The following is a 21642-nucleotide window of genomic DNA, read 5'->3' as shown; positions in this document are numbered from 1 at the left end:
CATAACCTCAGAAGAGCAGCCCAAATGGCCAAATAAGCAACGATTAACGGATACAGTTACACGGTTGCCCCCCTGAGATTCACCACAATGAGATGCATCTGCCAAAAAACGATTTTTTCAGGAGTAACTAGCTAATGCCGGGTGGGTTTTCTTGCTATAGGAATTTTCGGATCGCCAAAATCGCAGCCAGATGCATTCCTTCGTGAAAAATGGTGCGTACCAGCACTTGTTCAAGTGTGTGCATGCCCATTTCCGTTGCAGGAAACTCTTCCTCCAGCCGATGCCCGTATTGTTCACGGATGCAGGCCGGCTGTTCGGCCAGAAGCTTTTTCAGGATATCCAGAGTAGGGGGAGCCGTTTGCCAATCGGCCGGCCGCGTGCCGTAATCAAACCATTCCCGAAATCCATTGGGGATGGGGGCGGGTTCTTTTGTCAGATGTTGAATCCACAGGTATTGATCCAGGTAGAGATGCCCCAGGTTCCATCGAATGTTGTTTGAAAAGCCCTCCGGGATGACGTCTGCCATTTCTTCGGTGATGGACTCGACTGCCTGCAAGGTTTCCTGTCTGTACGCTTCCAACTGATTGCATAGAACTTCATGCCGTTTCAACACGCAAAACCCCTCCAGATACTGTATTCTTCCATGATGATTCGAGAGTCCACACGCAGTTCCCTCTTTTTGGAATTTTGCTTTAGCGCCTTTGAAAACGCGTATGTTTTGTCCATCTGGTTCATAAAGTACGGTAGAGTCAAAATTATGCGAATAGGAGGCGTTATTTGCGATGATTTATGCACAACCCGGACAACCTGGCGCGAAAGTGAACTTTCAACCGCGCTATGAAAACTTTATCGGAGGAAAGTGGGTACCACCCGTAAAAGGAGAGTATTTTGAAAACGTGTCACCCGTGACGGGTAAGGTCTTTTGCGAAGTGCCGCGCTCTACGTCAGAAGACATCGAGCTCGCGTTGGACGCAGCCCATGAGGCAAAAGACGCCTGGGGCCGTACCTCGGTGGCGGAACGGGCTGCCATCCTGAACAGGATTGCCGACCGGATGGAGGCCAATCTGGAAATGCTCGCCGTGGCGGAGACGTGGGACAACGGCAAACCGGTCCGCGAGACGCTTGCCGCTGACCTGCCGCTCGCCATCGATCACTTCCGCTATTTCGCCGGATGCATTCGGGCACAAGAGGGCACGATCGGACAAATCGACGAGCATACCGTCGCCTACCACTTCCATGAACCGCTCGGTGTTGTGGGGCAAATCATCCCGTGGAATTTCCCCCTGTTGATGGCGACCTGGAAACTGGCTCCTGCGCTTGCAGCCGGTAACTGCGTCGTGCTCAAACCGGCTGAACAAACACCGGCCTCCATCATGGTCTTCCTTGAACTAATTCAAGACCTGCTCCCGCCAGGAGTGGTAAACGTGGTGAGTGGCTTTGGGCTCGAAGCAGGCAAACCGCTTGCCGCAAGCAACAGAATCGCCAAGATCGCGTTTACCGGAGAAACGACGACCGGCCGTCTGATCATGCAGTACGCTTCTCAAAACATCATTCCGGTGACACTGGAGCTGGGCGGCAAGTCCCCGAACATTTTCTTCGAGGATGTTTGCGACAAGGATGACGCCTTCTTTAACAAAGCTGTCGAGGGTTTCGTGATGTTTGCGCTGAACCAGGGCGAGGTGTGCACATGCCCGTCCCGCGCCTTTATCCAGGAGTCCATCTACGATCGCTTTATGGAAAAAGCGTTGGCCCGCGTAGCCGACATCAAACAGGGCAACCCGCTTGACACCTCGACGATGATCGGGGCACAAGCTTCCACGGAACAACTGGAGAAAATCCTTTCTTATATCGATATCGGCAAACAGGAAGGCGCCGAGTGCTTGATCGGCGGTTCCCGCAACTTCCTGGAAGGGGATTTCACCGACGGGTATTACGTCAAGCCGACTGTGTTCAAAGGACATAACAAGATGCGCATCTTCCAGGAAGAAATTTTTGGTCCAGTGGTGTCTGTCGCGACCTTCACCAATCAGGCAGAGGTGCTGGAGCTGGCCAACGACACCCTGTACGGCCTGGGTGCCGGCGTCTGGACACGAGACGTGAATACAGCCTACCGGATGGGCAGAGCGATTCAGGCCGGGCGCGTCTGGACCAACTGCTACCACGCCTATCCGGCGCATGCGGCATTTGGCGGCTACAAGGTATCCGGTATCGGCCGCGAGAATCACAAAATGATGCTGGAGCACTACCAGCAAACGAAAAATCTGCTCGTCAGCTACAGCCCGGATGCCCTCGGCTTCTTCTAAATCGCGGGCAGGGAAGGGGAGAGAGGATGGGCTCGATACCCAAAGTTCTGGCGACTGACGAGGCGCTTGCCTTGATTGAACGGTTGAAAAACAGGTACGGACCGCTCTTGTTCCACCAATCGGGCGGCTGCTGCGACGGGTCTTCTCCCATGTGCTATCCTCGGGGCGAATTTTTGATCGGCGATCACGATGTGCTGCTTGGGGAAATCGGCAGTGTGCCGTTTTACATGAGCGCTGCCCAGTACGAGTACTGGAAGCACACACAGCTGATCATCGATGTGGTCAAAGGAAGGGGCGGGATGTTCTCGCTGGAGGGACCGGAGGGCGTGCGCTTTCTCACGCGCTCCCGCGTGTTCACGGACGAGGAGTACCGTCTCTTGAAAGACAACGGTGAGCTTCCTTTGTAAAACCTCAATAAGTTTGGCAAGCTGATCACAATGCTTGCCAAGGTACTCTTAAAGTTTGGCAGAAGTAATCAGAAAAAGCTTGTTAAATCAACGCCAAGTCTCAGGAAGTGTGTCAAAGCACAAAATGCAACGAAACTTTGAGAGATCGTAACGAGAATGAAAGATATCGCAAATAACGGGGAGACACTAATGTCGGCTCCGTTTAACAAAAATACGGTGTCGACTTCGGGGTACGAAGAGATATGCACCTCGATACGCTTCGTCAACGCCAAGGTGGCAACTCACTTTCGCAAATGTTAAAGGATTTGAAAAAGTGATAAGAAAAAGGGCGAGTAACTTGGTTGCTCGTCTTCTTTTTCTTTACTTCAACCATTTTTTGGTAAGGTCAAATGGGGCGATTTCAATATGTTAAGGAAGGCGGAGATGGTGCTGTGAATCAAACTGCTTTTATCAGCTATAGCTGGGACAACCAAGGGCATGAAAATTGGGTTTATCAGCTTGCAAACAAACTCAGGGAAAACGGTGTAAATGCGACTTTTGACGAGTTCGAACACAAGGACAAAACAACAAATCTATATCGAATGATGATAAAGGCTATTCGAGATTTTGATCGTGTAATTGTGGTTATAACTGAAAATTATGCTTAACGCGTCGACAAAGAGTAAGGTGGGTGTGATTTCGAGACGGACCTTTCTTTGCCTGTTCTTCGAGAAAATCCTGCTAATCCGGAGGGTTGGTAAAATTGCTATTGACAACGACCATCCACGTATTGAGATGATCGACTTTGCATATGCTTTTGATTTCTTTTACCACTTTAAAGATAGAGGAATGAATCCGTTCCTCAAAGAGCATTTTTCATTAAAAAGCGTTGTTTAGAACAAGGGAGTCCAAAGGTGACTCTCTTTATTATTGGGTGTGCAAAGTCTAAGAAGGAATGTTTTCAAGCAATTCCACGAAGCTTCGCTTGAAACTCAACGACAAAGAATACGAAAGTCCATTTGTGGGAATTTTGGAAAGGATTAAAAGGCAATCAAACCCTCCAGGACATGTGCCAAGCGGGATTAATTTACATGGGGTAACTGTTGTTCGTCTTTGCTATTGTATTTTTCATAATTTTTTGAATTACTTAAAATACGAGCTTGATCCTTTTGATCAAATAAATCAAAATCAGACACTAGTGATATATCTATTCCAGTTTGTCGATTGTATAGGAAATATTTACTTGGTAAAATTGAATTGGGAGGGTTGTAAATGCATGAGTTTGAATGGTTACCAGGGATATTATCCAAAGCGGACTTGCTTCAAATTTGTCACATTTTTAATTTAACGATTGATGGATTTCGAAAGGAAAAACTATTCAGTCGACCGGAAGAACAGCTTAGAAGGCTTGTTTCTGAGGCTTTGAGGAGAGGTATAGGTGAAAAGAAAGAATCAAAAGGGAAAATTCCGATTCATGAATTCTATACTCAAATTGCAGATGGAATTTTGAAAGAAAATCCCGAACTAAAAAATACGGATATTATGGAATTTTTATTTCAATTGGAATACAAGTTAAATGTAAGACCATATCAGAAGCTAGCTTTGCTTTATCAGGTCTTTAACAATTTCTACAATAATCAATTAGAATTAATACAAAAAAATGCAATTGAAAAACAAGAAATATTTCATGGGATAGGATATCGATCAGAAAATTTCTTCGACAGAACAATTCAAATATTAAAAATTGACGATTCTTATCCATCGCTTGAAGAATATGAAGCATTTATAGAGGACTGTGGTTATAGGGAAAAATACGAACAAATTAAATCTAATATTAAAGGGATGGATGAAAGAACAATCTTTGCATTCGTAGTGAATTTGCAAAATTTCGAACGCTTTCTTGCACAAGTCGCTTTGATATACTCTTATACTGATGATTCCAGATTTGATCAACTACAATCCTCAATTTATAGATATTTTGTGAAGGAAAAAGAAAGTCAGAGTCTAGAAGCACTCCATCAATTACAGCATCAAGTAAAAAAAGCAAATGATGAAATAGAGAGTTTGAAAAAGAGGTTAGATGTGGAAGTAGCTAATAGATCTTCATTAATAGAACAAATGGAGGAATTGTTGGGAAACTTTGGAAAAATGAAAAATGAATTGAATGCTAAAGAAAACCATATAAAGGGGTTGGAGAAACAATGCAGTATCAATAAAAACAGATTAAGTGAACTGGAGAAAATTAAAGAAATATTTGAAGAGTTAATACCAGTTAACAATCAAGCCATCATTATCACGGATGTGCCAGATACTCGAATTAAAAAAGTGTTTACGAAAAATATATTTTCTAAAAGCTATCTTTATAATGCAAAACGAAAAGGGGATATTTCCCATATCAAAGAAAAAGCATTGTTAATCGATCGTCTTTCGTTCACTAATACAAGAGAATGGGTAGAATTACGAAACTTTTTTATTGAGAATGGAATTTATTACGAAGAATACAGCGATTACATAGAATTAATAAACCATTATATTAGGTTATCTAACAACGGATACGTGGAGGAATTTGAGGTATGATACAAAACGAAATTAATGAAAAAACGAAACGAGAAATAAGTAATTGTCTAATTTTAGGTCGTCTTGCGGACGAAAGCGATGCAAATAGAATTCCTCCTCTGGGGATCGAACGAAAATCGGTCACAAAGAGCCATCGTAATGAGGATATTATTGTATTCTACTTGCAGGCAATTAGTGATGAACCAAAACTCCTCAAGGAAAGATTAGGGAAAGATCAAAAGGAATGTTATGTTTCTTTTGACGAGCGAAACGGCAGGTATCTACAAAACATAAAATACTATGAACAATCTGACAAAGTTCAGTTTTTAAGAGAGCATCTAGAAGGGAAGCTTATATTATTTAGACCAAAATTATCCAAGAGGAATGATAATAGTGATCATCCCTATCATTATAATTTCGAAATAGTGCTGGTTTCCGACGATAGATTGGAATCGAGCTATTATGTAACAATTCCACAAGTGAAAAAAGGGGTTCCATGGGTACGGTTTGAAAAATCATTAACAGAGAAAGCAGCAATACAACTGCCTGATTATCCAAACCTTATGGAAGTTCCAGAATTTATCTTGTGTGATGGTCATTTATATTTCATACCGGAGCAGGATATTTTAGAGGCTAGTCCTATCAATATCAACACCTTTTATTCAAAGAAGCCACATTTAATTAAAAAGCTTCCTTTAAATGAGTTTTCCGAGTTTTGGGACAACGTTAAAAGTACTTACCGTGATTTGGGCTTCATTACAAATGATTATGCGGGAATACTAAGAGATCACTTTCATTCTCATGGTCAACAATTAATCCCACAAGACTTACCCAAAAAAGAAGAGAAAGAAAAGAATAGAATTGAGGTTAAACCAAAGAGTTCACTTTCTGAAGTAGATTTTATCGCCAGATTAAAAAGTTTTGCTGCGGAAGAGGGTTTAGTCTATCAGGAAGAAGAGGCTTTAGTAAATTTTCATACCGCGTTAAAGACCAGCAATATTGCAGTGTTGGGTGGAATGAGTGGTACTGGTAAGACTCAACTTGCTCTATTATATGCCAAAGCACTCGGGCTAAAACAAAATGAAAACCTTTTAATTGTTCCGATTTCCCCTTCTTATACGGAGCCATCCGATATCTTAGGTTATCTGAATCATCAAATCGGGATATTTATGGAAAGTGAGACAGGGTTAGTATCTTTTTTAGAAAAAGCAAATCAAAATAAAGAACAGTTATTTATGATTTTATTTGACGAAATGAATCTTGGGCAAGTAGAACATTATTTTAGCCCATTTATTTCGCTTTTAGAACTCCCAGGGGATCAGAGGTGCTTACGACTTTTTAGCAAAGATGCGACCTGCTATAATCGCCAACTTAAAGAAGGTATTCCGATTGGAGATAATGTTCTTTTCGTAGGAACAGCGAATTTCGACGAAACGACAAAGGATTTCTCCAATCGAATGTTAGATCGAATAAATATTATTTTTTTAGAAAAGCTTACTTTTGGAGAAGCTTTCGTCGGAAAAGAAAAGGATACAGAAGACTATGACAGAGCGACTGTTGTAAATCGCGATATTTATAGAAAAGAATGGACTAAAGAAGACTTTTCATTGGAGGAATCAGAAATATCATTACTTGATCGATTACATGAACTTATGCGCGAGTATGACTCTCAAACGGGAGTTAGCTTTCGCATTGCGATGGGAATCGGGAGATATCTTGCTAATATTCCGCGAGACCACGATGGAAACCCTTTCATAACAAGAAAAACAGCTTTTGATTACCAGATCAAACAACGAATTCTAACGAAAATACGTGGGCATCGTGAGCAAATTCAGGATCTAGTTGGCTTTTTTGATTTGGAAAGCAATCGATACCAACCAGGATTAATTGCGAGACTTCTATTAGAAGAACGTGATGGTGAAGACGAATTCAAGACATCGTTTAACTTTCTCGTTCAAAAAGCGAAGGAACTGACGAGGAACGGATATGCATTATAATTCTAGTGATCTGCCATTCGTGTTGGAATTATTTACTGATGATTCTGGTGCAAATAAGAAAGAATTTAAGGAATTTTGGGATCGGCACCATGTTCCTAGATCCATAAATGACTTAATTTCTATTAAAGAGGGAATTCAAATTGGTATTCGTCTATTCGCAAAGGAGGGGATGGAAAAAGATGTAAACGCGAAGGTTATTATTCAGACAAGTATATATGACGAACAAGGAAAGCAATCGGAATTAACCGTGCCGTTAACGGATAAAGAAAATCGACAATATCTTTATACCTATTACGATAATCAAGAGTTTCCTTGGCGATTGGGTGTGTACCTTTTAGAAGTATATTATCAAGAAAAGGTATACTCCTCTGCATTTTTTGTAACTCCTATACATTTATCCTTGGCACAAGTGCAGCATATGCACCTCCTTTTAGAAAAAGAAATTGAGGGAATATGCTACGAACTAATTTATACATCAAAATCGATTGGCGATGAGCAACATTTTCTTAAAGCCAAAACGTATTATGATTACGTCTTGTGGCTAATAAACGAAAAAGAAAGATTATTTACGTCCCTTTCTCAATTAGAGCGAAACTTGTTGGAACAAGTAAAAACAGAATACAGACTTGACCCATTTCAAAAAAAAGTAGATCACAAAAGTTTGCGATGGAAAGAGGTACACGCTTCACCATTCGAATTAAATAAGAGGAAAGTCTTAACTGTTGATATTCCTGTTAATCAATGGATAAAGCATGTTCTGTTATCTTGGAAAATTGAACTACACAATATTCAACAAGAAATATCACGCGATTATCAAGAAATTCTTGTAACAATTCGTGAAAAAGAAGATCAGATGCGGCGTGAAGAGGAACGAAAAAAAACATTATGGAATGAAAGGGATATCTCCCAGGAATCAAAGGATTCGATGCGTACAAAAATTTTTCGATTGGAAGGTGAGATAAAAAAAGCTGAACGCCAGCTGAGTATATTAAATCAATGGAATCTCTTAATTAAAGATGTCTTAGCACGGTTCAGCTTTCTATTGTCCTTCACCCCTTTAGAGGGTGTAAAGAGAGGACAAAAGAAACCGGCTCTTAAATACCAAAATTACCGTATAGTTACTGACCTTTACGAAGCCGGAAGAAAAATTTTATTTACTGAAGGAGTATCTAAACATATTATTCAGATACTCAAGCCTACATGGAAGATATACGAACAATTTGTGTATCTTCAAGTAGTAGATATGATTAGAAAGTATGGATTTGTACCAAGAGGTGGTTTTAAACTCGATGATTTGCAGGATATTCATTCAGGATTCTGTATGGAATTAGAAAAAGAAAATGCGTTGATTAATGTTTGGTACGACAAAAGTATTCATTTACGTGAAGACGCCCTTGCGTCAGGGGATAACTTTTTCTCTACGCGGGTGATTCAGCCGGACATCCGAATTGATTTATATAAGAAATCAGAATCAGAGGTACCAATTTTTATCTCATGCATTGTGCTGGATGCTAAGCACCGTAGATACAGGTCTTTGCATAATGAAAATTATACGAGTATTGTATATAATCAGATGACCAAATATCACCATATTTATTATTTGGGCGAAAATACGGTGCATAACCGAAGAACTACGGTCGTGGATAGTGTATTGTGTATCTATTCAAGAGATAGAGAGGCTAAGATAAAACAAGAGGTACTCCCGCTCGTGTTTATACAGTTCTTTCCGGATATTGACCAAGATAATATTCTCGGATATAAGGAGCTAGATAATGAAATTACACACTGGCTTGATGAAAAGTTCGAAGGCTATGGATTATATTAACTCAACTTTCGCACCTTGAAAAACGTCCTCCGATCATGTGGTGCATGAATAGAAGGGCAATCAAGTTGTAACCTTGACAAATCTGATTAGCAAAAAGAAATACACCACTCATTTTGGTAAAATTAGTGTGTCCAGCACTAACCCAAAAGAAAGGTGTACTAGAATATGATAATCAAAAAAGATCTCTCTCAGCAACTCCCATAAACGTTGCTCAACGCGTTTTCTCTGTTGAAAATCGGCCATCATCTCCGCAAGGCAGGGATTATCAAGGGGGTTGGCTATTCCTGTTTGGAATTGTTTCAACTTGTTTTTCTCTTGGTTTTCCAGCATAAGAACTGGTTCCGCTTGCTAGAAAGCGAACAACGTACTGATTTACCTGGAAAAGATACGATCTATCGCTTTCTCAATGATCCCCGTTACAATTGGCGAGCCTTTCTCCATTCGCTTAGCGGAACATTCATCAAAACATTGGGTTCATTGACCTCCGCCAAACGAGTACGTGTATTCATCATAGACGATTCCGTTTATTCCCGTTCTCGTAGCAAAGCACTCGAACTGCTTGCTCGTGTACACGATCATACAACAGGCAAATTTGTTAAGGGATTTCAGATGCTGACTCTTGGCTGGTCAGATGGCTTTACCTTTGTACCTGTTGGTTTTACCTTGCTCAGTTCCCGAAACGAAGCGAATCGATTGCAAAACATTCGTGAAGACATTGACAAGCGAACAAATGGATACAAGCGTCGGAAAGAGGCTTTGCAAAGCAAACCAGCAGCAGTCCTTACCTTACTCGACCATGCTCTACAGATGGGAATCCAAGCTGATTATGTGCTTATGGACACATGGCTTACCCATATTATTTGTTATGCGATGAAGTGAAAGACATTGATGTAAAAACGGCACTTGTGCAACTCTGGGCTTTCATGCAACGTCATTTGGAGAATTCGTCTCAACAAGAGGGGCTTCTTAGTCAATTACAGCAATGGATTGCCGCTCTTCCCAGCTACATCAAGAGTTGTTTGGCAATTTCGTCCTGCGAAAGTTGAGATATTAATATTTTTTCTCTTGGTTATATCCATTATTAACGTCGTTTTCTTTATTGGTACGATCGAACCGAAGAAACGGGAACTCAATGAGGTCCCGTTTCTTAACGTTTCTTCTACAATATTCATTTCAAGAACAAATCGTCCGACAAAATAATTCGGTTTCATTAATTCGTTATGAATAACAAGTTAACTCAGCGGTGAGAGAAGAGTGGCGTACTGCAATCTTACTAAAGTTTGTGAAATGTTAGGGATAACTTTGTTCTATTTTGAAGTTGGTAGAGAAAGGTATGATTATAGAGTCCCTCTATTCACGGATATGAATCTAGCTCGTTGAAAGGGAATAAGTGGAAAGATTTGTATCTGCAGTTTTTTATTCCCGAAGTGTGGATGACGTTACGAAAAGCAACGTTTTCGAGATACGGATATTCGGTAAAGTCAAATTAATATACTTGTGATGAAAGATGAAAATTGCGTCTCGTTTGAATGTCAAGGAGAAAAAACTTTGATCTTCGGAAAAAAGACATTTAAAGGTTAAAAGAATCAATCGTTTTAGCTCGCATTTAAAGTGAGGGTTATACAATAAGAGAAGCCGCGAGGGAATGTCATGTAGGAGTTCCAACCATAGAAATGGATTAAAAGTGGCAGAGTAATCGTTACTTTGAGCAGGGTTAATCAGAATGGAAGTGTCACTCGTTAAATTAGTTTAGAGCAAATCAGCCACTTTAGGGATAAGCATGTTATATAGAAAACAGCCATCTATTTAGGGGGCTGTTCTTATTATACATTCATTTTTTTACGTTTAATGCAAAAATGATTTTTTGTCATACTTCGCGATGAAAAACTTACATTTTGTCAAACATATTGATCATCATTGACACACTTTGTGAAACATCATCTAGATAAATACTGGATTTTTCGCACTTTCTTTGACAAACTACTACACTATCACGACCGGGTATCTTGGGCATCAGCCACAGGATACCCTTTTCCTTTGCAAGAAAAAAGGCGTGCAAAACCTCATCAGTTTGCACGCCATTGCTGTTTATTGAGGAATCGATACTTTTTGTCCGATAAACAAGTACTTGTTTGGATCCAGGTTGTTCGCTTTTATGATCGCATCGACAGTGGTGCCGTATTTCTGGGCAATTTTCCACAGCGTATCGCCGGCTTGCACGACGTGAACGACTGGTTTGGGCATCGATACGCTGATCAGGTATTTAGCCACATGGCCAATGTGAAACGTGCTGCCGTTTTGGTACTCGATCCAGTACCAATCGCCAAAAGATCCTTTTACCTTTACAGGAGAATTGGCAGGAATGACAACCATGGTTTCGTACTGAGTGCCAGGGCCTTTGCGCATATTGACATTCTGTCGGGCGGTGCCGGTCAAGTCCTGTGCGATCAGCGCATTGCTGCGAAGTGTAACGTACGACTTAGACACATAACCCTTCAACACAGCGGTGACCTTGCGATACTCAACTTGATACCATCCGGCTGTTTCCCCGACAATTTTTACTTCCGAACCAACAGGCACCACGGTGGTTACACCGTACTGCGTGCCCGGTGCGGTACGCATGTTGACATTGCTTGTGGTCCAGCCGAACTTGTCCGATACCACCATGATTTTGTCTTGCGCTTGAAGCGTCCCTCTGTTCCCAGCGGCGTCCATCATTTCGAGCACCGGGTAATAGCTGCCGTGGGCGACGTCAAAGCCTGTATTGGTTTTTCCGTCCCACACGACGTTATTCTCGCCCGCTTGGCGCAGTCCCAGGTCAAATCGTCGTACGCGTGATCCCTTTTCATCCACGATGTGGACGGTGACATACGCCTCTTCGCTGATTGAGAAAGGAATGCTCCATCGAGAGGTACCGTTCTCAGGAGCGAGACTGCTAATCGGTTCAACCTGTGCAGATGGAGGTGTGATATCTTTTTCAACCGCCACCATGGTGTACAACATGTTGTTCGCTTCCCGTACAAAGAGCATGCTGTCAATCACACCGACCGGAGTCACTCCTGATCCACCGGTTGCGGTCTGCAGGACAGGCGTTGCATGAAGCAGGGTGCCATTTGCCGAGTGAAAGAATTTCAGTTTGTTGTTGTTGGCCAGAACGATCTTATCGGAAGTAAGCAGCATACTGCTTCCCGAAACAATGGAGGTACGTCCCGCCTGGGTAACGAAATCGGCATAGAAAACCTCCCATTTTTTTTCGCCGGTATTTTTGTCGACCGCCATCAAATGGCCGTTCTTGTCAGCCGCGATTACCGATTCATTGTTGACGGAGAGAGGTCCTTCGAAGTAGGTGGAAACAGGATACTGCCAAAGCGTATTTCCTGTTGCAGCATCAAAAGCTGTAATGGAACCGGGGTTTGTTCGCCTTGAACTATCGTGTCGATCCAGGTATACCTTTTCATCTGTGTACACCGGAAGATTGCTTGATTGTATGCCGCTTGAACCTAAAGCAGCGGTCCACAGGACTTGACCGGTTGCTTCACTAAAGGCATACATGGTGTAGTCCATCTCGGCACGGTTTGTCATGGTTACATACACACGATTGCCGCCAGCCGATAACTTGCTAAATGACAGTTGATCCGTAGGCTTGATCGTATAACTCCATTTGTCAGCTCCCGTTTCCAAGTCAATGGCGACAATTTGCTGATCATCCTTGATAGCGAACAGAGTGTTCTGGCTAATTGCCATTCGACCGCCGACAGGTTCCCTTGACCATTTGACGATAGGAGCGCTGCCATCATCGGTTATGGCGTACAGCTTGTTTTCGCTGCGTGCATAAATCACACCGTTTTTGGCAACCAGCTCGTAGAAGGGGACGTCGCCTTCGGACGCAAATTCCCAGCGAACCGTGTTGGTTTTCACGTCGATGACATACAGCTTTTTCCCACCAATTCGTTCAATGGTGTACAATTTTCCATCCTCAATGACAAAATTGGCGGAAGCATTGTCAATCGGCTTCTGTGAGAGAGTCAGTTCAATCGGAAGGGTTGCGTTAGAGTGGTTGGTATTGCCGCTGTCAGCGTAGCGCGTGTTCCAATCCATCGGTTCACTCGCAGCCTTGAGAGGCATTGGCATGATGGTACCTGTCAAGCAGACGGCAAGAATCAAGGAAAAAATTTTCGTGCGCATCTCGTTCTCCTTTTGAGTTCAATAGTGGTTAAAACATATTCATTTTCGTTACAATGACGCTTGCCGTCAAACACAACATTTTGGTAAAAAAAAAACGAGCCTTCGAATCGGTTCGAAAGGCTCGTTTGTACAGTTTAGGCGCGGTCGGATAAGGCCGGTTGCACAGTCTGCGTCTTTCCGATGCGCATGACCATCCCGGAAGCAAACAGGCAGAAGAGTCCGGCTGTGAGGAAAGTGAACGTATAGCTGTCCAGCCACGTGTGAAGCACGCCTCCGCCAAAAGCGGCAACCCCTGCGCCCACCTGATGGGCAGCCAAAATCCATCCGTACAGGATCCCGGCCTTTTCCTTTCCGAAGATGTCGGTTGTCAGCCGCACGGTAGGGGGTACGGTGGCGACCCAGTCCAAACCGTAAAACACGATAAACAGACCCAAACTGAATGTCGACGAGTTGAGGGCGGACGGCAGCAGCAGGAGCGAGAAGCCGCGCAAGCTGTAGTACCAGAACAAGAGCCAGCGGTTGTTCCACCGATCTGACAACCAGCCGGATAGCGTGGTGCCGATGATGTCAAAGATGCCAATCAAGGCCAGCATGCTGGCCGCAGTCACTTCGGGAATGCCGTGTTCGATACAGGCAGGAATGAAATGTGTGCCGATGAGTCCGTTGGTTGACAGTCCGCAGATAAAAAAGCTGCCTGCCAGAAGCCAGAAGTCAAACGAGCGAAGTCCTTCACGCAAGCCGCCAATAGCGGCTGAAAACGGATTGGCGGAGGCAGGTCCGGTCTCCGTCGGCTGCTCCGTTGCTCCGTAGGGCAAAAGCCCCTTGTCACTGGGCTTGTTTCGCAACAGAAGTGCGACAACAGGTACCATGAAGAAAGCGGCGATGGAGGTAATCCAGGAAGCCGCCCGCCAGCCTTCGGAGACGACCAGATGGGCGAGCATCGGCAAGAAGACCAGCTGGCCTGTCGCTCCGCTTGCGGTCAGGATTCCGATTACCAGTCCCCGGTGAGCGGTGAACCAGCGGTTGGCGATCATGGCGCCGAGTACCGATGCCGTGCAGCCGGTTCCCAGTCCGACCACGACACCCCATAACAGTGTCAGCTGCCACGACGTGTGCATCTGCGTCGTCAAGGCCGTGCCGGCACCCAACAGCAGCAGGGCGATGACGGTCACCCGCCTGATGCCGAAACGATCCATGAGGGCTGCCGCAAACGGACCGACCAGACCGTACAGAATAATGTTGACTGCCAGCGCCAGGGAGACGGTGGAACGCTCCCACCCGAACTCTTCCTCGAGGGGCACCATCAACACTCCCGGAGTGGCACGGATGCCTGCTCCTATCAGAAGAATCAGAAAAGTGATGCCGAGGACAATCCACGCGTAATGAAGTGTCCGCGGTCGCGGTGATGCCGGCATTTTATGATGATTGTCCAAAGCAACAGACCTCCCTGGGGGGGCTTTTTCACCCGATAACGATCATGATATCCTTAACAAGTTACTATCTTTTTTTCGGAAACTCAAGGGCCAAATGTGCTTTTCAATATGAGCCAATCGCAGAACAAGGAGAATAGGTCCATGGTAGAACTCACACTTGAGGAACTTGAACAGAAGCTTGCAAGAGAAACACAGCCGTTCGCCGTCTTTTTCTACACACCGCTGTGCGGTACCTGCAAGCTGGCAGAGCGTATGTTGGCAGTCGTGCTGCACCTGATGCCGACGCTGTCTCTCTTTCGGGTCAACATCAATCATGTGTCCGATCTGGCTCAACAGTGGCAGATTGCCAGCGTTCCAGCGTTGGTCCTCCTCCGGGACGGCGCAGTGGCGGAAAAGCACTATGCGCTTCGTTCCGTAGACTATCTCTATCAAATACTGAAATCCTTGAAATAGACAAACACCTAACCCCTCCACGCTGAATACATGGGAGAGAGAGACAAAAGTGGAGGAGGAGGCTCATGCAGATACACGTCGTCCAAAGAGGACAAACACTGACAGGGATTGCGGAGGCGTACGAGACTACCGCCCAGGAAATCGTACGGGCCAACGAGCTGTCTGACCCCAACCAGTTGGTCGTGGGGCAGGCGCTCGTCATTCCGATCGTGGGCAGCTTCTACTGGGTGCAAAAGGGCGACACTCTTTATACGATCGGACAAAAGTTCGGAATCTCCGCGGCCCAGCTGGCACGGGTCAATCGCATCTCCCTGTATCAGCCGCTGCAGATCGGCACTCGCCTGTACATTCCGCCACGGCCCAGGCGGGCAGCCGACTTCAATGCATACGCCGAGCCGACAGCAAGACGGGTATCTCCAGCGTTGGAGGAAGATACCCGCAAAGCGGCCCCGCACCTGACGTATCTGGCTCCGTTTAGCTTTCGAATCAACCGGGACGGCTCACTGACGCCGCCGCCGCTTGACAACTTCCTGGAGATTGCCCGTGCCAATCGGGTCGTCCCTATGATGGTCATTACCAATCTGGAGGGCGGGCAGTTCAGTTCGGAACTGGGGAGTCTGGTACTGAACAACCGGGACGTGCAAAACCGACTGATCGAAAACATCATCAGCACGGCCAAACGGTTGGGATTTGGCGATATTCACTTTGACATGGAGGCGCTGCCTGCGACGGACCGGGAAGCGTACGCTCAATTTTTGCGGCGCGTACGTGACCGGATCAAACCGGAAGGCCTGATGCTGTCTGTCGCACTCGCTCCCAAGACCAGACGCGATCAGCCGGGCGTGTGGTACCCGGCACACGACTATAGAGCCATTGGGGAAATTGCTGACTTCGTCGTAATCATGACGTATGAGTGGGGGTACAGCGGAGGCCCGCCCATGCCAGTGTCGCCAATCGGCCCGGTGCGCCAGGTGTTGAACTACGCGTTGACGGAGATGCCGGCCAGTAAAATCCTGATGGGTCAAAACCTGTACGGATACGACTGGACGCTTCCCTATCGGCCGGGAACCACAGCTCGCGCCCTGAGTCCACAGGCGGCGATCGATCTGGCGAGACGGGAGAATGTCAACATTCAGTATGATTACAGGGCGCAGGCGCCGTTTTTTGATTACGTCGATGATCAGGGACGCAGCCATCGAGTCTGGTTTGAAGACGCGCGCTCCATACAAGCCAAATTCAATATGGTGAAAGAGTTGGGGCTGCGAGGAGTCAGCTACTGGAAGCTTGGGCTTCCCTTCCCGCAAAACTGGCTCCTTATCGAAGACAATTTCCGCGTGCAAAAACGCAGATAAAACCAGGAGTCTCCCCGAACAAGGGAGACTTTCACTTCGCTGGCGGGAAGTGGTATCATGAAGGGATAGAGGAGGGGATTTCTATGGGAGAATGCAAACTGGACCACAACCTGGAGGACGTACGGAAAAAAATGGCAGAACAAAGCCCGTTTTTACCAACGTCCATTGCACAGCAGCTGGAAGCGTACTTGAAGCCGGATGTAGGACAAGCGACCTTGAACGAAATCTTTCACTTGTTGAAAAAGTACGACCTCGCGTCAATGGAAGAACGCGCGGACCGCGAGCGCAAACTGCATGAGCTGCTCGGTTGATCACATATTTAGGGAATGCGTTTACGGCCGGCAAATCCTTCACTCACCCCGTGATAGTGCGTGATGGAGGATTCACCCTGCCGCCAGCAGAGCAGCACTTCGTCTCCGTTTAGCACCGCAGGGAAATCAAACAGACCGATGTCTATGTCCTTCACCTGAATGCCTTTTGCCAACATCTGGTTGATGTGCTGCTGCATTTCCATCTCCATGAAATCCAGGCGGCATTCCAGTTTAAAGATTTCATCGTCGGTTTCCGCGGAGGGCTGACGTTTTTTCAGCTGTTGCAGCTCGTAGTAGGTTCTATAAAAATTGCGCTTGATTTCCTGTAAAAGAGCGAGTTCGGTTTGTACATACGGCAGCATTTGATTTGCTTCATCGAGGGTAAAGTACTTTTTTTCCATTTTTTCGCACCTCCTCCCTTTATTATACGCAAACGGGGCAGGAGGATGGAATAGCTCATGTCATTTGCAAAAACGGAGAGTGCGTATGAACGGTCGACTGTATTACGAAGACGCCTATGTGCGTTCATTTACGGCGCAGGTCGTACATCGCGGTGTGGAGGAGGACGGTACGCCATACGTTGTGCTGAACCGTACCGCGTTTTATCCGACCGGCGGTGGACAGCCGTGCGACAAGGGGACACTGCAAGGGATAGAAGTGCTGGACGTGGAAGAGGTGAAGGATGAAATTCGGCATCGCCTCCGTTCTCCGCTTTCAGAAGACGTAGTAGAAGTGGAGGGGGAGATCGACTGGCAGCGCCGGTTTGATCACATGCAGCAGCATGCGGGCCAGCATATCCTTTCTGCGTCGTTTGTGGAGGTGGCTCAGGCGGAAACAGTAGCGTTCCACCTGGGGCGGGAGCGAGTCACGATTGATGTGCAGCTCTCCGAATTGACGGAAGATATGGCCGATGCGGTGGAAGCGTTGGCCAATCGGATCGTCACGGAAAACCGTCCGATTCAAACGCGGTTTGTTGACGAAGCAGACCTGGCCGACATCCCGCTTCGCAAACAGCCGTCGGTCACAGAGAACATCCGGCTGGTCATCATTCCCGATTTTGATACCAATCCATGCGGAGGGACGCATCCTGCCCGCACGGGAGAGGTAGGACCGATCAAAATTCTCGGATGGGAACGGCATCGCGGCAATATCCGCGTAGAGTTTGTCTGCGGATATCGCGCTATCGAGGAATTCGCCCGCAAGCAGCGCGTTCTGCGCCAGCTTATGCGCCAGCTGTCGAGCAGCGAAGCGGAACTGACGGAACAACTGTCCCGTTTGATGGCGGAGCGGAATGAGCTTCAGCAGGCACTGCAAAGCAAGGAAAAGCAGCTGTTGGCATGGGAGGCGGGCCAACTGCTGGCAGAAGCGATTCCGATCGGCGGGGTAAAAGTGGTAGAGGCTTCTTTTTCGGAACGAAGCATGCAGGAGCTGCAGCAGCTGGCTCAGCAGATTGTTGGTTTGTCGCCTGACACCATCGCTTTGTTGGCCGTTCAAAACGAGAAGCTGCAGCTAGTCTTCGCCCGTGGCGAGGCAGTCGGCGTGGCTATGAACCAACTGCTGAAAGAAACCCTTCCGCTGATTGACGGAAAAGGCGGAGGAAATCCGGCCATAGCCCAGGGCGGCGGAAACAACAGCCGTTCGGGCGGTGAAGTGCTGTCCCACGCACGGAGCCTTTTACAGTCCCAACTGGAACAGCTCGCGTAACGATCACATATCAGAGGAGAGATAGGTATGTCCCAATGGAACCCGGGCGATCTCGTCCGCGTATCGTACAAGACCGGTGAGTACATCGCCGAAGTGCTGGAAGTACAAGAACCAAAATTGCTGGTCAAAATCGTTGCCGTCCTAACCTTTCCGACACAGGGGGACCTGCACAATCCGTACGAGGTGGACGTGCCGCTTTTCCATCAGCGGCGGGCCCTCTCTTATCAGGAAAAGATTATGGTTCCCACGCAGACAGTCCGCCCGTACCACGGAAATGTTCCCGACTACAAACAATCGCTGCAGAAGGCGTTGCAGACAGAGATTGATAAATTACAGAAGATGATGAAGTGGGCGGAGCGCTCTCTGCACGAGTTGGAGCAGGTCCAAAAGGAAACCTTTACAAACCAACCATAGAGTGATAGTGTTAGATACAAGTGATCATTCACAACTGCATACGAATACCAAACGGGGGCCGAGCAGAGTCGGCTGAGATTGTAACGAATGTGTTACTGACCGTTGAACCTGACCTGGGTCATGCCAGCGGAGGAAGAGGTAGAAGTGATTCATGAAATCGCGTTGCGACGGGATGCTGTTTGCTCCCGCGACGGATTTCGGTGTTGCGCGTACAACCATCCGATGGCGGATGGTTTTTTTATCGTGTAGGAAAGTTTAAGGGCTTCACCGTGTGAAAGCGTCCTGAAATAAACTTTCCGGAACGCATAAAAAGTTTCCTCTAACGAAGAACCAGCTTCTTCGAGAGGGCTTCAATCGAAGCTTTTTTTATGCCATCCGCAAGTTTGGTGGATGGCGGCTTCCTCTGTCAGCCCTGCGGTCAGGTTTGACGGAGGAAGCCTTTTTCTTTTGATTTATGCCGAAAAGGAGGGTGCCTATGCTGCTGCAGCTGAACGGCAAACAAGTCGAGCTGGCTGATGAGATCACCACCGTCCGCGAACTCCTGAATGCTTACCAGCTTCAGGAAAAGATCGTCGTGGTGGAGCGCAACGGTGACATCGTTGATCGTTCCGCATACGAAACGACGCCGATCGCAGACGGAGACCGAATTGAAATCGTACATTTTGTTGGAGGAGGATAATACTCATGCTGAAAATCGGTTCCTATGAATTTCGCTCTCGTTTGCTCCTGGGTACAGGGAAATTCCCCAATCTGGAGATTCAAAGCAAGGCGGTAGAGGTGTCCGAAACGGAAATCCTGACGTTTGCCGTCCGGCGGCTCAATTTGGAAAACCCGCATGAGCCGAACTTTTTGGAACAATTGGACTTGAAGAAGTACACCCTTTTGCCCAACACGGCGGGTGCCTATACTGCCGAAGAGGCGGTTCGCATTGCCCGGCTGGCCAAAGCGTCCGGCTTGTGCGACATGATCAAGGTGGAAGTAATCGGCGATCCGCGTACGCTGCTTCCCGATCCGATCGGCACATTGGAAGCATCGCGAATCCTGGTGGAAGAAGGATTTACGGTTCTGACGTACACCAATGACGATCCGATCCTTGCCAAGCGGCTGCAGGAGGTGGGCGTTCATGCCGTGATGCCAGGCGCTTCCCCGATCGGCTCCGGCCAAGGAATCCAGAACGAACACAACCTGCGCTTCATTATTGAGGACGCCAAGGTTCCGGTCATCGTCGATGCCGGAATCGGATCACCGGCAGACTGCGCCAAAGCGATGGAGCTGGGCGCGGACGGCGTGCTGCTCAATACGGCGGTGGCGCTTGCAGACGATCCCGTGCTCATGGCGGAGGCGATGAAACTGGCGGTAGAAGCAGGCCGGAAAGGATTCCTGGCCGGCCGAATCCCGAAAAAGCGTTACGCTTCCGCGAGCAGTCCGACGGAAGGGATGATTGAGTAACATGGAAAGGGTTGTTGCGGCCATCGAAGAGCGAAGGGAAGAGCTGTTTTCCCTTTTGAAGACGATGATCTCGTTTCCCACGGTAAGTCCTCCTGCCCGCAATACGGACGCAGCCCAGACATGGATGGCTGAGAAGCTTCGCTCGCTTGGCTTTGAGGTGGACCGTTGGACCGTCTTCCCCGGCGACGACAATGTTGTCGGAACGCTGAAGGGAACCCGGTCATCAAAGACGAGGAGTCTGATTATCAACGGCCATATCGACGTTGCGGAAGTGGGTGACGACAGCGGCTGGACATATCCGCCATTTTCCTTGACCAGAGGAAGGGACGGACGCCTCTATGGACGGGGTGTCGCAGACATGAAGGGCGGTCTGGCCGCAAGCCTGTTTGCCATTCAAATGTTGAAAGAATACGGCGTCGAGTTGGGCGGCGATTTGATTTTCCAATCGGTTATCGGCGAGGAGGCAGGGGAGGCAGGAACCCTTTCCGCATGCGAACGGGGCTACTCTGCCGACTATGCAGTAGTGGTGGATACAAGCCGCTTGCACATGCAGGGGCAGGGCGGCGTGATCACCGGCTGGATTACGGTTGAAAGTCCAACCACTCTGCACGACGGCATGCGAGCCCGAACGATCCACGCCGGGGGAGGCGTTCACGGAGCAAGCGCCATCGAAAAAATGATGAAAGTGATTGCGGTTCTGCAGGAACTGGAACGTCACTGGGCCGTGATGAAACGGTATCCCGGATTTCCTCCTGGGACCAACACGATTAATCCGGCCGTCATTGAGGGTGGGCGTCACGCTGCCTTTTTGGCAGACAAATGCGCCCTGTGGATTACCGTGCATTTCTATCCGAACGAGTCCTATGAAGAAATCGTTCAGGAGATCGAGCGTCACGTGCTGGCTGCCGCGGCCGCCGACCCCTGGCTGCGGAACCATCCGCCGACGTTTCGTTGGGGAGGCCGCTCCATGATTGAGGAGCGTGGGGAAATCTTTCCCTCCCTGGAATTGGATGTGAATCATCCTGCGTTGAAAAAACTGAGGGATGCGTACGAGAGCCAGATGCACCGTATGCCTGACGTGGATATGTCTTCCACCGTAACCGATGCCGGCTGGTTTGCTCACGCGGGAATCCCGGCGGTCATCTTCGGCCCAGGCGAACTCTCGGAAGCTCACGCCGTGAATGAATCGGTTGACCCGGATGAGCTGGTGCGCTTCGCCCAAATCATGGCACGGTTTCTTGCCGACTGGTGCAACACCCCGAAGGAGTGAACAA

Annotated in this window: 18 protein-coding genes, 1 pseudogene and 1 riboswitch; of the genes and pseudogenes, 15 read left to right on the top strand and 4 right to left on the bottom strand. The window is 47.2% G+C overall.

What is annotated here, in order from left to right:
- Positions 1–154: 154 nt before the first annotated feature.
- The gene (locus ACE99V_RS14995; RefSeq protein WP_400492039.1) at positions 155–613 is read right to left on the bottom strand and encodes a DinB family protein; all 459 of its coding nucleotides are present in this window, start codon (positions 611–613) and stop codon (positions 155–157) included.
- Positions 614–782: 169 nt separating this feature from the next.
- Here ACE99V_RS14995 and adh point away from each other — a divergent pair, with 169 nt between their 5' ends.
- The 7 genes and pseudogenes from adh to ACE99V_RS14960 all read left to right on the top strand — a co-directional run.
- A complete protein-coding gene (gene adh, locus ACE99V_RS14990; protein ID WP_400492038.1) occupies positions 783–2303 on the top strand; it encodes an aldehyde dehydrogenase in 1521 nt (506 codons plus the stop codon).
- 26 nt (positions 2304–2329) lie between these two features.
- On the top strand, positions 2330–2710 hold the full coding sequence (locus ACE99V_RS14985; protein ID WP_400492037.1) for a DUF779 domain-containing protein: 381 nt from the start codon (positions 2330–2332) through the stop codon (positions 2708–2710).
- Positions 2711–3141: 431 nt separating this feature from the next.
- A complete protein-coding gene (locus tag ACE99V_RS14980) occupies positions 3142–3357 on the top strand; it encodes a toll/interleukin-1 receptor domain-containing protein (protein ID WP_400492036.1) in 216 nt (71 codons plus the stop codon).
- A 604-nt stretch (positions 3358–3961) separates the two neighbouring features.
- Positions 3962–5266, top strand: coding sequence for a cell division protein ZapB (locus tag ACE99V_RS14975; RefSeq protein WP_400492035.1), 1305 nt, complete (start codon positions 3962–3964; stop codon positions 5264–5266).
- Positions 5263–7242, top strand: a complete 1980-nt coding sequence (locus ACE99V_RS14970) for an McrB family protein (protein ID WP_400492034.1) — start codon at positions 5263–5265, stop codon at positions 7240–7242. The genes ACE99V_RS14975 and ACE99V_RS14970 overlap by 4 nt, the downstream gene beginning before the upstream one ends.
- Positions 7232–9067 (top strand): hypothetical protein, encoded by a 1836-nt coding sequence (locus ACE99V_RS14965; RefSeq protein WP_400492033.1) that lies wholly within the window; start codon positions 7232–7234, stop codon positions 9065–9067. The genes ACE99V_RS14970 and ACE99V_RS14965 overlap by 11 nt, the downstream gene beginning before the upstream one ends.
- Before the next feature lie 207 nt (positions 9068–9274).
- Positions 9275–9919, top strand: a pseudogene (locus ACE99V_RS14960) (IS4 family transposase); the annotation flags it as partial.
- Between the two features lie 1236 nt (positions 9920–11155).
- On the opposite strand, the gene ACE99V_RS14955 reads toward ACE99V_RS14960, so the two are convergent.
- A complete protein-coding gene (locus ACE99V_RS14955) occupies positions 11156–13252 on the bottom strand; it encodes an outer membrane protein assembly factor BamB family protein (protein WP_400492031.1) in 2097 nt (698 codons plus the stop codon).
- A 134-nt stretch (positions 13253–13386) separates the two neighbouring features.
- Complete coding sequence (locus ACE99V_RS14950) at positions 13387–14667, bottom strand: MFS transporter (protein WP_400492043.1); 1281 nt, start codon at positions 14665–14667, stop codon at positions 13387–13389.
- A 159-nt stretch (positions 14668–14826) separates the two neighbouring features.
- On the opposite strand from ACE99V_RS14950, the gene ACE99V_RS14945 reads away from it, so the two are divergent.
- The 3 genes from ACE99V_RS14945 (at position 14827) to ACE99V_RS14935 (ending at position 16801) form a co-directional block, all read left to right on the top strand.
- Complete coding sequence (locus ACE99V_RS14945; RefSeq protein ID WP_400492030.1) at positions 14827–15138, top strand: thioredoxin family protein; 312 nt, start codon at positions 14827–14829, stop codon at positions 15136–15138.
- A 65-nt stretch (positions 15139–15203) separates the two neighbouring features.
- Positions 15204–16490 carry a glycosyl hydrolase family 18 protein gene (locus tag ACE99V_RS14940; protein WP_400492029.1) on the top strand — a complete coding sequence of 429 codons (1287 nt, stop codon included), beginning with the start codon at positions 15204–15206 and terminating at the stop codon, positions 16488–16490.
- 83 nt (positions 16491–16573) lie between these two features.
- Positions 16574–16801, top strand: a complete 228-nt coding sequence (locus tag ACE99V_RS14935) for a hypothetical protein (protein ID WP_400492028.1) — start codon at positions 16574–16576, stop codon at positions 16799–16801.
- Between the two features lie 8 nt (positions 16802–16809).
- Here ACE99V_RS14935 and ACE99V_RS14930 read toward each other — a convergent pair whose 3' ends face one another.
- A complete protein-coding gene (locus ACE99V_RS14930) occupies positions 16810–17202 on the bottom strand; it encodes a DUF2203 domain-containing protein (RefSeq protein ID WP_400492027.1) in 393 nt (130 codons plus the stop codon).
- Between the two features lie 85 nt (positions 17203–17287).
- On the opposite strand from ACE99V_RS14930, the gene ACE99V_RS14925 reads away from it, so the two are divergent.
- The 5 genes from ACE99V_RS14925 (at position 17288) to ACE99V_RS14905 (ending at position 21638) form a co-directional block, all read left to right on the top strand.
- Positions 17288–18505: an alanyl-tRNA editing protein gene (locus ACE99V_RS14925; protein ID WP_400492026.1), complete on the top strand. Its 1218-nt coding sequence runs from the start codon at positions 17288–17290 to the stop codon at positions 18503–18505.
- 27 nt (positions 18506–18532) lie between these two features.
- Positions 18533–18919 (top strand): kinase-associated lipoprotein KapB, encoded by a 387-nt coding sequence (gene kapB, locus ACE99V_RS14920; protein WP_400492025.1) that lies wholly within the window; start codon positions 18533–18535, stop codon positions 18917–18919.
- A gap of 41 nt (positions 18920–18960) precedes the next feature.
- Positions 18961–19071, top strand: a riboswitch (TPP riboswitch).
- 323 nt (positions 19072–19394) lie between these two features.
- The gene (gene thiS, locus ACE99V_RS14915; protein ID WP_400492024.1) at positions 19395–19598 is read left to right on the top strand and encodes a sulfur carrier protein ThiS; all 204 of its coding nucleotides are present in this window, start codon (positions 19395–19397) and stop codon (positions 19596–19598) included.
- Between the two features lie 5 nt (positions 19599–19603).
- Positions 19604–20368 (top strand): thiazole synthase, encoded by a 765-nt coding sequence (locus ACE99V_RS14910; protein ID WP_400492023.1) that lies wholly within the window; start codon positions 19604–19606, stop codon positions 20366–20368.
- Position 20369: 1 nt separating this feature from the next.
- On the top strand, positions 20370–21638 hold the full coding sequence (locus ACE99V_RS14905) for an acetylornithine deacetylase (RefSeq protein ID WP_400492022.1): 1269 nt from the start codon (positions 20370–20372) through the stop codon (positions 21636–21638).
- Positions 21639–21642: the final 4 nt, after the last annotated feature.

This window comes from Brevibacillus soli, assembly GCF_044759095.2.
Lineage (GTDB): Bacteria > Bacillota > Bacilli > Brevibacillales > Brevibacillaceae > JBIYSM02.
This window is presented reverse-complemented; position numbering and strand designations above follow the sequence as displayed.

Excerpts from the sequence above, each read along its gene's own strand:
- adh (WP_400492038.1), top strand. The coding sequence starts at position 783 with ATGATTTATGCACAACCCGGACAACCTGGCGCGAAAGTGAACTTTCAA.
- ACE99V_RS14985 (WP_400492037.1), top strand. The coding sequence starts at position 2,330 with ATGGGCTCGATACCCAAAGTTCTGGCGACTGACGAGGCGCTTGCCTTG.
- ACE99V_RS14975 (WP_400492035.1), top strand. The coding sequence starts at position 3,962 with ATGCATGAGTTTGAATGGTTACCAGGGATATTATCCAAAGCGGACTTG.
- ACE99V_RS14970 (WP_400492034.1), top strand. The coding sequence starts at position 5,263 with ATGATACAAAACGAAATTAATGAAAAAACGAAACGAGAAATAAGTAAT.
- ACE99V_RS14965 (WP_400492033.1), top strand. The coding sequence starts at position 7,232 with ATGCATTATAATTCTAGTGATCTGCCATTCGTGTTGGAATTATTTACT.
- ACE99V_RS14955 (WP_400492031.1), bottom strand. The coding sequence starts at position 13,252 with ATGCGCACGAAAATTTTTTCCTTGATTCTTGCCGTCTGCTTGACAGGT.
- ACE99V_RS14950 (WP_400492043.1), bottom strand. The coding sequence starts at position 14,667 with ATGCCGGCATCACCGCGACCGCGGACACTTCATTACGCGTGGATTGTC.
- ACE99V_RS14945 (WP_400492030.1), top strand. The coding sequence starts at position 14,827 with ATGGTAGAACTCACACTTGAGGAACTTGAACAGAAGCTTGCAAGAGAA.
- ACE99V_RS14940 (WP_400492029.1), top strand. The coding sequence starts at position 15,204 with ATGCAGATACACGTCGTCCAAAGAGGACAAACACTGACAGGGATTGCG.
- ACE99V_RS14935 (WP_400492028.1), top strand. The coding sequence starts at position 16,574 with ATGGGAGAATGCAAACTGGACCACAACCTGGAGGACGTACGGAAAAAA.
- ACE99V_RS14930 (WP_400492027.1), bottom strand. The coding sequence starts at position 17,202 with ATGGAAAAAAAGTACTTTACCCTCGATGAAGCAAATCAAATGCTGCCG.
- ACE99V_RS14925 (WP_400492026.1), top strand. The coding sequence starts at position 17,288 with ATGAACGGTCGACTGTATTACGAAGACGCCTATGTGCGTTCATTTACG.
- kapB (WP_400492025.1), top strand. The coding sequence starts at position 18,533 with ATGTCCCAATGGAACCCGGGCGATCTCGTCCGCGTATCGTACAAGACC.
- thiS (WP_400492024.1), top strand. The coding sequence starts at position 19,395 with ATGCTGCTGCAGCTGAACGGCAAACAAGTCGAGCTGGCTGATGAGATC.
- ACE99V_RS14910 (WP_400492023.1), top strand. The coding sequence starts at position 19,604 with ATGCTGAAAATCGGTTCCTATGAATTTCGCTCTCGTTTGCTCCTGGGT.
- ACE99V_RS14905 (WP_400492022.1), top strand. The coding sequence starts at position 20,370 with ATGGAAAGGGTTGTTGCGGCCATCGAAGAGCGAAGGGAAGAGCTGTTT.